This is a genomic window from Microbulbifer guangxiensis (assembly GCF_021729075.1).
GTDB lineage: Bacteria > Pseudomonadota > Gammaproteobacteria > Pseudomonadales > Cellvibrionaceae > Microbulbifer > Microbulbifer guangxiensis.
This window is the reverse complement of record NZ_JAJSAQ010000001.1, coordinates 886,501-902,205: the sequence shown is the minus strand read 5'-3', so window position 1 is coordinate 902,205 and position 15,705 is coordinate 886,501. Positions and strand designations below refer to the sequence as shown.

The window sequence follows — 15,705 nt, the reverse complement described above, 5'->3', positions numbered from 1 at the left end:
CAAAGGTCCCTCACCATCGAAGCCTTCGCTTCAAAGAGCTGGACGTCGAACCGCGCAGTTCGATATTGCGCTGAACTTAAATGCGAAGGCGCTGGTGCTGGTAGCCTCTTGCGGGACTGTCGGCGAGAGGGACCTCGCCGACAAGCCTACAGGGATGTATTCACGGCGTGTCTCGCAAGAGGCTACCAGCACCAGCGCCGCTCCAGGAGCCAGAAAAGAAACGCGGTTCCACATCAGGAAAGAATATGAGCAAGAAAATCATGATCCTCCCGGGCGACGGTATTGGCCCGGAAATCGTTGAGCAGGCGGTGGCCGTACTGGAAGCCGCAGACAAGAAATTCAATCTGGGTCTCAGTTTCGAGCAGGGCCTGATCGGTGGTGCCTCGATCGACGCCCACGGCGAACCGCTCACCGATGCGCAGCTCGAGGCGGCGGGCGCTTGCGACGCAGTGCTTCTGGGCGCAGTCGGTGGTCCCAAGTGGGACAAGCTGGAGCGGGATATCCGCCCGGAAAAAGGCCTGCTGAAGATCCGCAGCAAGCTGGGCCTCTATGCCAACCTGCGCCCGGCAATCCTGTACCCGCAGCTGGCTGCGGCTTCGTCATTGAAGCCGGAGGTGGTTTCCGGTCTGGATATCCTGATCGTGCGCGAGCTCACCGGCGGCATCTACTTCGGTGAGCCGCGCGGCATCCGTACATTGGAGAACGGCGAGAAGCAGGGCTACAACACCTACGTGTACAGCGAGTCAGAGATCGAGCGCATTGCCCGCACTGCCTTCGAGGCGGCGCGCAAGCGCAACGGCAAGCTATGCTCAGTGGACAAGGCCAACGTGCTGGAAGTGACTGTGCTGTGGCGCGAAGTGCTGGATCGCCTGGCCCCGGAATATCCGGATGTGGAGTTGTCCCACATGTATGTGGACAACGCGGCCATGCAGCTGGTGCGCGCACCCAAGCAGTTTGACGTGATGGTGACCGGCAATATGTTCGGTGACATCCTGTCCGATGCGGCCGCCATGCTCACCGGTTCTATCGGTATGCTGCCGTCAGCGTCCCTGAACGAGAGTGGCTTCGGTCTTTACGAGCCCTGTCATGGTTCAGCACCGGATATCGCCGGGCAGGGCGTGGCCAATCCGCTGGCGACGATTCTGTCTGCGGCGATGATGCTGCGCTATTCACTGGATATGGGCGAGGCGGCCGCCGCGATCGAAAGCGCCGTCAGCAAGGTTCTCGACGAAGGACTGCGCACTGCGGACATCGTTACCGATGGTTCCAGGAAGGTTTCTACCGCAGAGATGGGCGCGGCAGTGGTGGCCGCTTTCTGATATTCCCGTTTCTTTTCACGGCACCGGATGCCCCGACTGACAGGGGCGCAAACGAACATAGAAAGAACAGGATACTGCAATGCAAAAAGTAGGTTTTATTGGTTGGCGCGGCATGGTTGGCTCGGTGTTGATGGAGCGCATGCTCGCCGAGAACGATTTTGCCCACATCGCCGAGCCGGTTTTCTTCTCCACTTCCAATGCGGGGGGCAAGGCACCGGATATCGGCCGTGAGGTAGCGCCACTGGGTGATGCCTACGATCTGGATGCACTGGCGGCACTGGACGCCATCGTCAGCTGTCAGGGCGGTGATTACACCAAGGAAGTGTTCACAAAGCTGCGTGAAAAAGGCTGGCAGGGTTACTGGATCGATGCCGCCTCGAGCCTGCGCATGGAGGACGATGCCATCATCGTCCTGGACCCGGTCAACCGTGGAGTGATCGACAAGGGTATCGATAGTGGCGTGAAAAATTTCATCGGTGGTAACTGCACCGTGAGCCTGATGTTGATGGCGCTGGGTGGTCTGTACAAGGCTGGCCTGGTGGAGTGGATTTCCGCCATGACTTACCAGGCCGCCAGCGGCGCCGGTGCCAAGAACATGCGGGAGCTGATCTCGCAGATGGGCGCCATCCGTGACGGCGTGGCCGATGAACTGGCCGACCCGGCCTCCGCCATTCTGGAGATCGATCGTAAGGTGGCAGATTCCATGCGCTCCGGTGAATTCCCGACGGCGGAATTCGGTGCGCCGCTGGCCGGCAGCCTGCTGCCGTGGATCGACAAGCAGATGGAATCCGGCCAGAGCCGCGAGGAGTGGAAGGCCCAGGTGGAGTCCAACAAGATCCTCGGCACCGACAGCACCATTCCCGTGGATGGCACCTGCGTGCGAATCGGCGCCATGCGTTGCCACAGCCAGGCGTTCACCGTGAAGCTGAAGAAAGACGTGCCCATGGAGGAGATTGAGCGCCTGATTGACGGCGCCAATGACTGGGTTTCCGTGGTGCCGAACGAGCGCGAGGCCACCCTGGAAAAACTGACTCCCACGGCAGTTACCGGCAAGCTGGATATTCCGGTGGGCCGCCTGCGCAAACTGAGCATGGGCCCAGAATACCTGTCTGCATTTACCGTGGGTGACCAGTTGCTGTGGGGCGCTGCCGAACCGCTGCGCCGTGTGCTGCTGATCCTGCTGGGCAAGCTCTGAGCCCAAGCGCTACTGCCGCGCTTTGACGAGCGCGGCAGTCTGCCGTAGCTTTGCGGTATCGGGTGTGCAACGGACTGCACACCAAAACCGGAGAGCTCTCTATGAAACGCCTTGTCTGGCTCATTTCCCTGCCTGTTGTTCTTCTTCTTGGCACTTATGTTGCCGCACTGATCATCAATCTCGAAGACGCCTCACCATCCCCGGTGGCCCAGCAAATGCGTGCGCTCGTAGTCGAGCGGCCCAAGCTGGACGAGGCCAGCAACGCCTACGTCGCTGCGCTCGGTTTTGATGGCGAGAAGGGTGCATCGGCGCAGGAGTGGGGGCGCAAAAAACTAGATTGGCTGTCGTCTGTGACCGGCAACGCCAACGAGGTTGATTACGGTGACACCCCGGGTGAGACCTGGTCAGTGTCCCGGGATCGAGATCCCCGCTTTCGTGTGTTTGCCTCTGACCCGGACGCTTTTCTGTCCACCGACGATGCAATGCTGGCGGACTGGGTGGCGGATGAGGCCTGGTTGCTGGATCGCTACCTGACACTGACCGGTTACCCGCACTGGCGCGGAGGTATCCCACGCAACGCCGCCGAGCCGTTTGTTCCCTTCAGTGATGTGATGGAGGGGCAGAAATTACTGATGGGCAAGGCCATGCTGGCCGCTGCCGCGGGCAATGGGGATGAGGTCAGTGCGCTGCTGGAGCGGGATCTGCGTTTCTGGCGCATGGTGCTGGCGGAATCCGAGTTGCTCATTACCAAGATGGTTGCCGGGGCGGCGGTCGGCCGGCATTTTCAGCTGGGCAACGAAATTCTGCGCCGACTGGCGGAATCTGACTCGCCTGATGTGAGCGGTGTGCCGGAGGCATGGCGCGAGCCCCTGACAGTGGAAGAGCGCTCTCTCCAGCGGGTAATGGCCGGGGAGTGGCTGTATGGTAACCGGGTGCTGAAGGATATTCTGGAGAGCGGGGAATATGAGCCCATGCTCTCATTGCTGATGAAACCCCTCTTCCAGCCACAGGATCTCGAAAATCGTCGAGCCGAGACTCTGGCCCGTTGGGGAGCGCCTCTCGAAGTGCCTCTCGAGGATCTTACGGCAGCGCTGGAGTCGACACGCAGGCAGCTGGATAACCAGGGGCGCGGACTGGGGCTCTATAACCTCCCCGGGCGATTATTGACCAGTTGGGAAGTTGGGCTTCCGGAATACGAGGAATATGTCGTCAGGGTGGCAGATCTCGAGGGCGTGCGCCGGGCGGCTCTACTCGCTGCGCAGTTACGCGCCGGCAATCCCGCGGAAGAATCCGGGCTGGTCAATCCCTATACCGGGGAGCCGCTGCCGTTGGAAAATGGCAGTATCGTCAAGTTCATTGGTCTGGCCAAGGGGGAAAGAGGCAGGCACGATTTCCCCCTCTGAATCCCCTCGGCATCCAAACCCGATTGGCTGTTCTCTGAACAGCCAATCGGTATAATCGCCCCCCTCTTTTTCCCTCCTCTGTTATGAAGTGAGCTCTATGTCCGAAGTGAATCGCGAACTGATACTGATCGGTATCGACAATGCCGCCTTCCCGCCGTTGCTGGAAGTGCTCGAAGAGCGCGAGATCATCAAGGCGGGTCAGTTGAGGCTGCTGGAAGAGGAGGAGAGCGAGGTGGACCCCCAGGTGTTCGCCAACCGCAATGTGCCGGTGGAATCCCTGGAGAAGTTCCGCTTTGCCCCGGAACAGGTGGTGGTATTACTGAAAGGTGGCGCTGCGGCCCAGGCGGCGCTGACGGCAGCCGAAAGTGCGGGTGCCTGGGTGATCGATGCGGCGGACAACACCCGCGGTGATGAAACCGTCACCCTGGTACATCCGATGCTGAACGCTGCCGGCCTGGCGGAGGCCGAGCGACGCGTGCTGGCTCTGCCCTCGGCCGGGGCTGCCATGGTGGCCGAGGCGCTGCTGCCGCTGCGGGAGCAGATCCAGGCCGTGGAAGTAGTACTGAACCAGCCGGTATCGGCGCTGGGCAAGTCAGCCGTGGATGCCATGGCGGCGCAAACTGCAAAAATGTTCAACGGGCAGGAGGCGGACATCGATCCGTCCATTGGGCATCGCCTGGCCTTCAATCACCTGAGCTCGGCGGAGAAGCCCCTGGCCAGTGGCCACAACCTCAGTGAGCTGGCGCTGATCCATGACCTGCGCCGGCTCCTCGGCGAGCAGGTCGCGATGGATGCCACCATCAACACCGCCTCGGTCTTTCACGGCCAGGTTGCGAACCTTCGGGTGGCGCTTAAAGACGAGGCTGGTGTGGAGAAAATCGCTGCACTGTTGCGCAACGGTGCTCGCCTGAAGATGACAGAGCGCCCCTCTGCACAGGAGGCTGTCGGCGGAGAGGAAACACTGGTAGGCCGGCTGAGACAGAGCCTGCTGAACCCGAAGCAGTTCAATTTTTGTGCAGCTTCAGACAATTTGCGTCGGGATCTGGCAATGAATTGCGCCCAGGTTGTGCACTTGTTGCTAAAAAACCACTGATAATTAATACTTAGCGGCCATAGTGAAGGTTTCACCTTAACTTTCACCGGTCTTGGGGTGGTGGCGAATTGAACAGCCGCCGGCGATGACATTTGCGGCAAACGTTCTGTTGAACGTTTACTGTACAGTGATGGGGTTTTCGGAAGGCGCGTCTGTTTCGGAACACCCGGTAGATTCTAACAATAAAGGGAATCGGTTATGCGTGTGCGAAAGCTGGCACTTGCGGTGGGTCTGGTCAGCGCACTGGGTGGCAACGCGGCTCTAGCGCTCGGCCTGGGTGAAGTTAAACTGAACTCGGCCCTCAACCAGCCTCTCAATGCAGAAATCAGTCTGTTGCAGACTCGTGGCCTCGGCGAAGGCGAGATCAAAGTGCGCCTCGCCAGCCCCGAGGACTTTGAGCGGGCCGGTGTCGATCGCTCCTATTTACTGACCGAACTGAGTTTCGATGTGGATTATTCCGGGCGTGAGCCGGTGATTCGCATCAGCAGCCGCGCTCCCATTCGCGAACCTTTCCTCAATTTCCTCGTGGAAACCCGCTGGCCCAGTGGTCGCCTGCTGCGTGAATACACCCTGCTGATGGACCTGCCGGCGTTCTCCGATACCGCGCCCAGCCAGCCGGTCCGCGCCGCCGAACGCGAGCGCCAGCAGGTGCAGCGCCAGGCACCGGCACCGCGCCCGCAGCCGGTCGCTCCCGTACAACCCGAGCCGGTTCCCCAGTCTGAACCGGCGCTGGAAGAAGAACCCACCCAGCCCGAGCCGCGTCCCGAGCCCGTCGCGGAAGAACCGGTCGAGCTGCGCAGTGAACCCGCGACCCCGGCCGCCGAGCAGAGCCAGGTATATGGCCCCGTGTCGGCCAATGAGACCCTGTGGGAAATCGCGCTGGAAAACCGCGCCGGTGGAGAATTCTCTGTCCACCAGACCATGCTGGCCATCCAGCGCCTGAACCCGGAAGCGTTCATCAATGACAACATCAACCTGCTGAAGCGGGGTGCTGTGCTGCGGTTGCCGAATGCCGACCAGGTTCGTCAGCTGACGCTGTCCGAGGCCGTCGCCGAGGTGGCCACCCAGAATGAATCCTGGCGCCAGCGCACCGGAGCCCCGGAGGCCACCGGAGCGCCGCTGGATGCCCGGGCCGCTGCCGCCGATAGCGGCGTCGGCGAATCTGTCGAGGGCCGTTTAAGCCTGGCCGCGCCGGGCGACAATGAATCCGTACAGTCCGGTTCCGGCAGTGGTGCCGGTGAAAGCGATGCGCTGGCCGGTGAGTTGGCCGTGACCGAGGAAGAGCTCGACAAGTCCCGTCTCGAAAATGAGGAGCTTCAGGAGCGTATCTCCGAACTCGACGAGCAGATCGACACCATGGAGCGCCTCGTCGAGGTGTCCAATGAAGAGCTCAAGGCAGTTCAGGACGCCTCCAGCCAGGCTGAGCCGTCCGTCGACCCCCTGTCGGTGGCCGACGAGGCGGAGAGCGCTGAGTTCTCTGCTGCTGAAGATGCAGTCGAGCCGGCAGGGGAGGGCACCTCTGAGACAGCTGCTGCAGCGGAAGAGCCCGCGGAGGCAGACAGCCTGGCTGACCAGCGCAACCGGGTGGTGGTACAGACACAGTCCGAACCGACCCTGCTCGATCGCCTGATGGAAAACATTCAGCTGATCGGTATTGGTATCGGCGGACTGCTGATCGCATTGGCAGGTTTCGTTTCCTGGCGCCGTCGCCGGGAAGAGGAAGAAGCAATGCGCCGCGTGGAAGCCGAAATGGCTGCCGAGCGCTCCCTTGCCGATGCGCCCTCTGAGTCCGGTTCAGAAGACGGGTTTGCCGCAGCGCGCAGTGCTGAAATGGATGACAACTTTGACCTGGGTGAGCTGGATGACATCGGTACTGATGATCCGGTATCCGAGGCGGAGATCCATCTGTCCCTGGGCCAGTATGGCGAAGCCGAGAGCAAGCTGATCGCCGGACTCGAGAATTCGCCCCAAAACGTGGATGCGCGCCTGATGTTGCTGGAGGTCTACGCGCACCAGCAGGATGCAGGCAAGTTTGACGAGCACTACCGCAAGCTTCTCGAGGTCAGTGACGGACCTGCGGCAGACCGCGCCGCTCGCCTCCGCGAGAGCATTGCGGGTGCCGGACCCTTCGAGGCACCGTCCTCCATGGATTTCTCCAGTGAGTCTCTGGAAGCAGCGCAACTCGATGATATCAGCGCCTCTTTCGACAGCGAGTTCTCTGCGGAAGAACCTTCATCCAAGGGCGATGCGGGCCTGCTGGACGATCTGGCAGCGGACTACTCAAGCGATAACGACTACAGTCTCGAAGGCGGCGCTCAGGGTAGCGACAAGTTCGAGGATGACTTCTCCCTCGACCTCGATACTGATTTTGACCTCGACAGTGATTTCGAAGGTCAGGAAAAGGCGGGTAATGTGGCGTCAGAGAGTGAGAGCGATGACTTCAATCTCGACGATCTGGTTTCCGCTGACCTGGAGCTGGAAAGCCTGGAACTGGACAGCGATAGCGACGCGAACACCAAAGCCGAAGCCGACAGCAGTGAACACGCTCAGGAAGAAGACTTTGGTTCCCTGGATCTGGACCTCGACCTGGGTACTGACCCGGCCGCTAACGAAAAGCCGGTGAGTGCTCAGCAGGCGGGCGAGCGTGATGGCGGCCTGGACTTTGACCTAGATCTGACTCCCGTCGGTGACAGCGAGGCAGGGTCGTCTGACGCGACCGCTGCGAAGTCCGATGAGGGCTATGACAGCGATGCTCTGGAGGACTTCAGCGACCTCGGTGGCGAGCTGGACCTGGATTCCGTCGATCTGGATGATATCAGTGGCGACCTGGAGCCGTCCCAGCCGTCCAGCCAGCAGCAGCCCGGCGAGACCCGTGAAGCTGTTTCCGAAGTCTCTGAACAGCCCGCTGCGGCTTCCACCAGCGAGGAGGATTTCGAGGACCTGGGATTCGACCTGGAGGGTGACCTGGACTCCGAGCTGAACCTGCTCGATGGCAGTGACGAAGTCGGTACCAAACTGGAGCTGGCGCAGGCCTATATGGATATGGGAGACCGCGACGGCGCCCGCGATATTCTCAACGAGGTGGTTGAGGAAGGTCAGGGCGAGCATCGCGACCGGGCCCGGGAGATGCTGGAGCGCATGGCGTAACAGCGTTTCCGGAGAAAAAACCTCGCACAGGCTGCGGGGTTTTTTTATGTTTGTGATTCAGTGAGCGAAGAGTGCTGGCGGCCTATGCGCGGCGAATACATTTACAAGCCCAATGGAGAAGTGCCCCAGGGTGAGACGCTGCCGGAGGGGGTTTGCCGCGTGGCGCTGGGAGTCGAATACAGTGGTGCGAAGCTGCACGGTTTCCAGAAACAGAAGTCCGCGGCCGACACGGTGCAGGCCTGGCTGGAAAAAGCGCTCTCGGCCATTGCCGCAGAGCCTGTCACCCTCGTCTGTGCCGGCCGCACAGATGCCGGTGTGCACGCCACCGGACAGGTCATCCATTTCGATACCCGTGCCCGGCGTCCCGACCGCGCCTGGGTGCAGGGCGTCAACACCAAGCTGCCGGATGAGGTGCGGGTGCGGTGGGCAAAGGAGGTGCCGGCCCAGTTTCACGCCCGCTTTTCCGCCCGTGCACGGAGTTATCGTTACCTGATCCACAGTGCACCGACCCGCTCGGCCCATTGCGCTGCGGAAGTCACCTGGACCCAGTATCCCCTGGACCTGAATGCCATGCGGGCCGGAGCCGCACACCTGCTGGGACGCCACGACTTCACCAGTTTCCGCGCCAGCCAGTGCCAAGCCAGGAGCCCGGTGCGTGAACTGACGCGCCTGGACATCGCCCAGGTGGGCCAGCTGGTCGTGCTGGAGGTGAGCGCCAATGCGTTCCTGCACCATATGGTGCGCAACATTACCGGTGCACTGATGGCAGTCGGGCGCGGGGAGCGGCCGTCGGAATGGATCGGCGAGGTCCTGGCGGCGCGTGACCGCACGGTGGCCGGGGTGACGGCGCCGCCCTACGGGCTGTACCTGGTGGATGTGGAGTATCCGCCCGGGTTCGGTTTACCGGTCCGTGAGCCGGGGCCGCTACTGGTGCCTCTACCGCTGGGCGGCCTGCCAACCTGATTCATTTCGCGACTGGCGCCGATCTGCTAGTATCGCCAGTTCCCTCTCTTATGAACGTTCGGTCGAGCGCGGTTACAGCGATGCGAGTAAAAATCTGCGGCATTACCTGCACCGGGGACGCCGAAACCGCGGCGGCTGCCGGGGCCGATGCGCTCGGCCTGGTTTTCTATGGCAAGAGCCCGCGCTTCGTGACACCAGAGCAGGCGGCGGAAATTGCCCATGCAGTGCCGCCTTTCGTGCAACTGGTTGGCCTGTTTGTCGATGCCCACCCCGAATTTGTCCGTGAAATTCTCACCGCGGTGCCGCTCAACCTGCTGCAGTTTCACGGCAGGGAAACCGCACCCTACTGCGAGCAGTTTCATCGTCCATACATCAAGGCGCTGCGTATGAAACCGGGAATGGATACGTATGCGGCCATGGCGGCCCATCCGCGTGCGCGGGGCTTTTTACTGGATGCCTACCGGCCAGGCGTGCCCGGCGGCACGGGAGAATCGTTTGACTGGCAGCGGGTCCCCCGGGACTGTGGCCGGCCGATCGTCCTCGCCGGGGGGCTGGGGCCCGACAACGTGGCCGAGGCAATCCGCGTGGCGGCACCCGACGCGGTGGATGTCAGTGGCGGCGTTGAGATGGCGCCGGGCAGGAAGGATCCGCAGAGCGTGGCGGCATTCGTGCAGGCTGCCAAACAGGCAGGAAAATTTTCGAGTGCCGGCGGGCTGGAGCGCGCCGGCGCGGGCAAGTGTGAAGGAGTAGAGAAGTGAGCGATCGCAAACCGGTGGATTATTCCGCTTTTCCGGATGCCCGGGGACACTTTGGGCCCTATGGTGGCCGTTTCGTTTCCGAGACATTGATCGACGCGCTGGACCATCTGCAGGAAATGTATGCAAGCCTCAAGGACGACCCGGAATTCCAGGCCGCATTCGACTATGACCTGGCGCACTATGTGGGCCGTCCCTCGCCCCTCTACCTGGCTGAACGGCTGACCGAGCGCGCCGGGGGCGCGCGCATCTGGCTCAAGCGCGAGGATCTCAACCACACCGGTGCCCACAAGGTGAATAACACCGTGGGGCAGGCGCTGCTGGCCAAGCGCAGTGGCAAACGGCGTGTCATCGCGGAAACCGGTGCCGGCCAGCACGGTGTTGCCACCGCCACCGTCGCGGCCAGACTGGGACTGGAGTGCGCTGTTTATATGGGTGCCGAGGACGTCAAGCGCCAGTCGCCCAACGTCTACCGCATGAAGCTGCTGGGGGCCGAGGTGATTCCGGTGGAGTCCGGTTCCAAGACGCTCAAAGACGCCATGAACGAAGCCATGCGGGACTGGGTCACCAACGTGGACGACACTTTCTACATCATCGGCACCGTCGCCGGACCGCACCCCTACCCGCAGCTGGTGCGGGATTTCAATTCGGTGATCGGCCGCGAGGCCCGCCGCCAGAGCCTGGAGGAGTTCGGGCAGCTGCCGGATGCACTGGTGGCCTGTGTCGGTGGCGGCTCCAATGCCATGGGACTGTTCTACCCCTTCCTCAACGACGGCGACGTCAGGATGTTCGGTGTTGAGGCGGGTGGTGATGGTCTGGAAACCGGTCGTCACGCGGCACCCCTCAGCGCAGGCGTTCCGGGGGTGCTGCACGGCAACCGCACCTACCTGATGGAGGATGAAGACGGCCAGATCATCGAGACCCACTCGGTCTCCGCCGGCCTCGACTATCCGGGGGTCGGCCCCGAGCACGCCTGGCTGAAGGATATCGGCCGGGTCGAGTATGTGGCCGCAAATGATACCGAGGCGCTGGATGCGTTCCGTGCCCTGACCCGCACCGAGGGCATCCTGCCGGCACTGGAATCGAGCCACGCGGTGGCCTATGCGCTCAAGCTGGCGGGCACCATGAAGCCGGAGCAGAACATTGTCGTGAACCTGTCCGGACGCGGCGACAAGGATATCTTTACCGTAGCCGCGATTGACGGCATCGAGGTCTGAGGGGGAATCGAGGTTGAGCGAGCAAGTAGAAAACCGCATAGACCGACGCTTTGCCGCGTTGCGTGCCGAGGGCCGCAAGGCGCTGGTGACCTACATCGTTGCCGGCGACGGCGGTATCGAGAACACGGTGCCGCTGATGCACCAGCTGGTGGCCTCCGGTTCGGACCTGATTGAACTCGGGGTCCCATTCTCCGACCCGATGGCGGAAGGGCCGGTGATCCAGAAGGGGCACGAGCGGGCCCTGGCGCACAAGGCGTCCCTGCGCCGCTGCCTGGAGATGGTGGCGGAATTCCGGCGCGACGATCCGGAAACCCCGGTGATCCTGATGGGCTATGCCAATCCCATTGAGCGTATGGGTGCCGAGGTATTTGCCGACGCGGCCCGTGACGCGGGCGTCGACGGCGCCCTGACCGTAGACCTGCCGGCCGAGGAGGCGGGACCGCTCAGCGAGCTGCTGGCGGCGCGCAACCTGCGTAACATCTTCCTGCTGACCCCCACCACCAGTGAGCAGCGCATCCGCGCAATTACCGAGCTGGCCAGTGGTTTTATCTACTACGTTTCCCTGAAGGGGGTCACCGGGGCCGGCAACCTGGACCTGGATTCCGTGCGCGAGAACCTGGCCCGTATCCGCCGGCACACGGACCTGCCCCTCTGCGTCGGTTTTGGTATCAAGGATGGGGCCTCGGCCCGTGCGGTCAGTGCCGATGGCGATGGCGCGGTGGTGGGTAGTGTGCTGGTGTCGGCGATCGGCGAAGCCGGCGACGGTGCCCTGGCGCGGGAGCGGGTGGCCGAATTGGTGGCCGAGATCCGCGGCGAGCTGGACCGCTGACAGCATCAGGTGCGACCATGAAGTCAGGCTTGGCCAGAAAGCCAAAAATAGCGGCTGAACCGGCCAAGTGGATCGCCGCAGATAGTGTTTTAATTCTCTCCTTTTACGCCATCCGTCGACAGGCAGGAATTGGCCAACACTGAATCGGGATTGGGTAACGAGATGAGCTGGTTAGAGAAAATTGTTCCCGCAGTCATTCGCACCGAGCGCCGCCCGGGCGCGAGCAAGGTGCCGGAGGGCGTCTGGAAGAAGTGCGTCAAGTGCGACGCTATGCTCTATCGCCCGGAGCTGGAGCGTAATCTGGACGTCTGCCCGAAGTGCGATCACCACATGCGTATCGGTGCCCGACGCCGCCTGGACATCTTCCTCGATGAGGAAGGTCGAGAGGAGCTGGCCACCGATGTGGTGCCGGTGGACCGCCTCAAGTTCAAGGACGTGAAGAAGTACAAAGACCGCCTGACCCAGGCCCAGAAGGCCACCGGGGAGAAGGATGCGCTGATCGCCATGCGCGGCACCCTCAAGGGCAAGCCGGTGGTGGCGGTGGCTTTCGAGTTCGCTTTCCACGGCGGTTCCATGGGCTATGTGGTGGGTGAGCGCTTTACCCGTGCCGCCCAGCGCGCGCTGGAGGAGCGGATCCCGCTGGTCTGTTTTTCGGCCACCGGCGGTGCCCGCATGCAGGAGGCCCTGATCTCGTTGATGCAGATGGCCAAGACCTCAGCGGTACTCGAAAAAATGAAAATGGCCGGCGTGCCCTACATTTCGGTGATGACCGATCCGGTGTACGGTGGTGTGTCCGCCTCGCTGGCACTGCTGGGAGACATCAATGCGGCCGAGCCCGGTGCCCGTGCAGGTTTTGCCGGTCCCAACATCATCGAGCAGACCATCCGCCAGAAACTACCCAAAGGTTTCCAGCGCAGTGAATTCCTGCTGGAGCACGGCGCCATCGACATGATCATTCCCCGCACCGTTATGCGCGATACGCTGGCGCGGCTGCTGGGCAAGCTCATGAACGATTGAGAGTGATCAACCCGGTGATGGTACCGGGGCAATGATGCAACGAATGCAGGAACGGGGCCCGGCGGGCCCCGTTTTGCGTTTGGCCCGCCCGGGCAAAACACTGGCTTTTGCGGCGAGAACTCCGGTAGGCTCTGCCCGCATGGCAGTCTAAGTGGAATCCATCCTATGAGTGATCTGCAGTCCTGGCTCAAACGCCTGGAGCGCCTGCACCCCACTGAAATTGAACTGGGCCTCAGTCGCGTTGCCGCGGTGGCCCAGACCCTTGGGGTACAGAAGCCGGCGCCGAAAGTCGTGACCGTGGCTGGCACCAATGGCAAGGGTTCCTGTGTGGCCACCATGGAGGCATTGCTGCTGGCCGGCAATCACAGGGTGGGGGCCTACAGTTCCCCGCACCTGCTGCGCTTCAACGAGCGCATTCGCATCGATGGTCAGGAGGTTTCCGATGAGGCTCTGGTTGAAGCGCTGGAGGTGATCGACAGTGCGCGGGGGGCGACGAGCCTGACCTATTTCGAGTTCACCACACTGGCTGCCCTGTGGTTGTTCCAGCGCGCCGGGGTGGAGTTTGCGTTACTCGAGGTGGGACTGGGCGGCCGTCTGGATGCCGTCAACCTGGTGGATGCGGATGTCGCCGTGATCACCAGCATCGCCATCGACCACGAGGCCTGGCTCGGCAGTGACCGCGAGGTGATCGGCCGTGAAAAGGCCGGTATCCTGCGCCCCGGCAGCCCCTTCGTCTGCGCCGATCCGGAGCCGCCCCTGTCGGTATCCTCGGCAGCGGCGGGACAGGCGGCGCCGGCCTGTTTCATCGGCCGGGATTTCACCGTGGCGGGGGATCAGTATCAGTTCGGGGACCTGACGGTGGCCCTGCCGCCGGTGAGTCTGCCGCGGCCGAGTATCGCTGCCGCCATCACCGCCCTCGCGCTGCTCGAGAGCCTGCCCGCTGGTGGCGAGGCAGCCATCCGCACGGCCATCGAGCGTATCCGTCTGCCGGGTCGTTGCCAGCAATTGGAGTGGCACGGTCGCCAGCTGCTGCTGGATGTTGGGCACAACCCGGCGGCAGCAGCCTATCTGGCCCGCTGGCTGGACGACCATCCGATACCGGGTCGCACCATCGCACTGACCGCCGCCATGGCTGATAAGGACTTGCCGGGGCTGTTCGAGCCACTGGTCGGGCGGGTGGCGCACTGGCAGCCGTCCGAACTGCCGGGTAATGACCGGGCAGCCAGTGCTGAAACGCTGCGTGGTGCGCTGGTAAAGGCGGGTGCGCCGCTAAAGGATGTCGATCCCCATGACCGCCCGGTAACGGAGGCCCTGGAGCTGTTGGTGGCCGACATGAAAGAGGGAGACAGGTTGCTTGTCTTCGGTTCTTTCTTTACCGTTGCGGAAGTTTTACAGCGCGTGAGAGAGCACGGCGATGGCAAGTCAGAAAAATGACCTGAGCTCCACGGGGCGTCTGAACGATGGCTTCAAGCAGCGCATCGTCGGCGCCCTGGTGCTGCTGGCGCTGGCCGTGATCTTTTTGCCGAGCCTGTTCGACCGCGAAGGCGCCCGCTATATCGATATCACCAGCCAGATACCCCCGGCGCCGGATATCCAGCCCATTGAAATCGCCACAGCGCAGCCTCTGGACGACGTAGCACCCGCTCCGGAGCCTGAGGCCGTCTTCCAGCCGGTTGCCGTCACCGAGCCGGCCCCGGAAGCCAAACCTGAGCCCGCAAAGGCGCTGCCGGCCGATGCTGCCCCGGCAACCGGGCCCTCTGCAGAGGAGCCGGCACCGGAGAAGCAGGCACCGGTGCTGGATGAGAACGGCTTGCCGATCTCGTGGGTCGTTCAGGTGGCCTCCTATCGGGAGCAGGACAGGGCAGACCGCCTGCGCGATCGCCTGATGGATGAGGGCTTCAAGGCCTACACCCGCTCTGCGAGCACAGACAGGGGCACTTTCGTGCGGGTCTTTGTCGGACCCAAGGTGGATCGGGCGGACGCCGAGACCGCCAAGCAGGAACTGGATCAGCTGCTCGCGGCCCAGACCCTGGTCATGCGCCTCAAGTAGTGGCCCGGCGACTTTCTGGCCCGAAAACGCTGACCAGCGATCCGCAGCACTGCCGCACAGGGCTCTGGTCAGCGGCCGCTACTCTGTTAGAATGCGCGCTCTTCGCGGCAGCCGCCCGGCGGCAGGTAAGGTGGAATGAACTGGGCTGACTGGACCATTCTGGCAATCGTGGCCATCTCGACCCTGATCGGCCTCAGCCGGGGCTTCGTGCGCGAAGTGCTGTCCATGCTCACCTGGGTAGCCGCCTTCATCGTCGCCACCATGTTCCGTGATGAACTGGCGCCGCTATTGTCAAATCTCGTGGACACACCGTCCCTCCAGATCATTGCTGCCTTTGCGATCCTGTTTATCTTCACGCTGCTGGCGGGAGCCGGCCTCAACATGACCCTCTCGGCTTTCGTAGAAGCCACCGGGCTGTCCGGTACCGACCGGGTTTTGGGGATGGTATTCGGCCTGCTGCGCGGTGGCGTGGTGGTGATGGCGCTGCTGATCCTGGCGCCGGCGCTGGTGCCGGTGGAGGAAGACGGCTGGTGGCAGCAATCGGTACTGATCCCGCATTTCCTCGAGTTCGAGGACCGCGCGCGGGACCTGGCAGTGGCGATCAAGGACCTGTTTGTGGAGAGCGCTTCCGGCTGAGCCGGAGGTGGATACCGGCAGTGCCAGGAGGGTTGCCGGTTCGTTGAATGAATGTTTTCCCGGGGTGTCTCGCCACCCCGC

General features: G+C 62.6%; 13 protein-coding genes. All 13 read left to right on the top strand.

All coding sequences use genetic code 11. The features are described 5' to 3' along the window. Positions 1 to 245: 245 nt before the first annotated feature. The 13 genes from leuB to LVD12_RS03960 all read left to right on the top strand — a co-directional run bounded on the left by leuB (position 246) and on the right by LVD12_RS03960 (position 15,624). Positions 246 to 1,319, top strand: a complete 1,074-nt coding sequence (gene leuB / locus LVD12_RS04020; protein ID WP_237065815.1) for a 3-isopropylmalate dehydrogenase — start codon at positions 246 to 248, stop codon at positions 1,317 to 1,319. Between the two features lie 79 nt (positions 1,320 to 1,398). Beyond that, complete coding sequence (gene asd, locus LVD12_RS04015; protein ID WP_237065813.1) at positions 1,399 to 2,514, top strand: aspartate-semialdehyde dehydrogenase; 1,116 nt, start codon at positions 1,399 to 1,401, stop codon at positions 2,512 to 2,514. Positions 2,515 to 2,615: 101 nt separating this feature from the next. Then, entirely contained in the window at positions 2,616 to 3,917 is a 1,302-nt protein-coding gene (locus tag LVD12_RS04010; RefSeq protein ID WP_237065811.1) for a hypothetical protein, read from the top strand. Between the two features lie 97 nt (positions 3,918 to 4,014). After that, entirely contained in the window at positions 4,015 to 5,010 is a 996-nt protein-coding gene (locus LVD12_RS04005; RefSeq protein ID WP_237065809.1) for an Asd/ArgC dimerization domain-containing protein, read from the top strand. Between the two features lie 198 nt (positions 5,011 to 5,208). Then, positions 5,209 to 8,157 (top strand): FimV/HubP family polar landmark protein, encoded by a 2,949-nt coding sequence (locus tag LVD12_RS04000; RefSeq protein WP_237065807.1) that lies wholly within the window; start codon positions 5,209 to 5,211, stop codon positions 8,155 to 8,157. 84 nt (positions 8,158 to 8,241) lie between these two features. Further along, positions 8,242 to 9,120, top strand: a complete 879-nt coding sequence (gene truA / locus LVD12_RS03995; protein ID WP_237065804.1) for a tRNA pseudouridine(38-40) synthase TruA — start codon at positions 8,242 to 8,244, stop codon at positions 9,118 to 9,120. A gap of 80 nt (positions 9,121 to 9,200) precedes the next feature. Further along, complete coding sequence (locus tag LVD12_RS03990; RefSeq protein WP_237065802.1) at positions 9,201 to 9,878, top strand: phosphoribosylanthranilate isomerase; 678 nt, start codon at positions 9,201 to 9,203, stop codon at positions 9,876 to 9,878. Then, entirely contained in the window at positions 9,875 to 11,092 is a 1,218-nt protein-coding gene (gene trpB / locus LVD12_RS03985) for a tryptophan synthase subunit beta (RefSeq protein ID WP_237065799.1), read from the top strand. The genes LVD12_RS03990 and trpB overlap by 4 nt, the downstream gene beginning before the upstream one ends. A 13-nt stretch (positions 11,093 to 11,105) precedes the next feature. Further along, positions 11,106 to 11,921 (top strand): tryptophan synthase subunit alpha, encoded by an 816-nt coding sequence (gene trpA / locus LVD12_RS03980; RefSeq protein ID WP_237065798.1) that lies wholly within the window; start codon positions 11,106 to 11,108, stop codon positions 11,919 to 11,921. Positions 11,922 to 12,083: 162 nt separating this feature from the next. Beyond that, positions 12,084 to 12,938, top strand: coding sequence for an acetyl-CoA carboxylase, carboxyltransferase subunit beta (accD, locus tag LVD12_RS03975; RefSeq protein ID WP_237065797.1), 855 nt, complete (start codon positions 12,084 to 12,086; stop codon positions 12,936 to 12,938). A 165-nt stretch (positions 12,939 to 13,103) separates the two neighbouring features. Continuing rightward, positions 13,104 to 14,372, top strand: coding sequence for a bifunctional tetrahydrofolate synthase/dihydrofolate synthase (folC, locus tag LVD12_RS03970; protein ID WP_237065796.1), 1,269 nt, complete (start codon positions 13,104 to 13,106; stop codon positions 14,370 to 14,372). After that, positions 14,353 to 14,988: an SPOR domain-containing protein gene (locus LVD12_RS03965; RefSeq protein ID WP_237065795.1), complete on the top strand. Its 636-nt coding sequence runs from the start codon at positions 14,353 to 14,355 to the stop codon at positions 14,986 to 14,988. The genes folC and LVD12_RS03965 overlap by 20 nt, the downstream gene beginning before the upstream one ends. A gap of 135 nt (positions 14,989 to 15,123) precedes the next feature. Then, the gene (locus LVD12_RS03960; protein WP_069948442.1) at positions 15,124 to 15,624 is read left to right on the top strand and encodes a CvpA family protein; all 501 of its coding nucleotides are present in this window, start codon (positions 15,124 to 15,126) and stop codon (positions 15,622 to 15,624) included. The last annotated feature ends 81 nt before the right edge of the window (positions 15,625 to 15,705 follow it).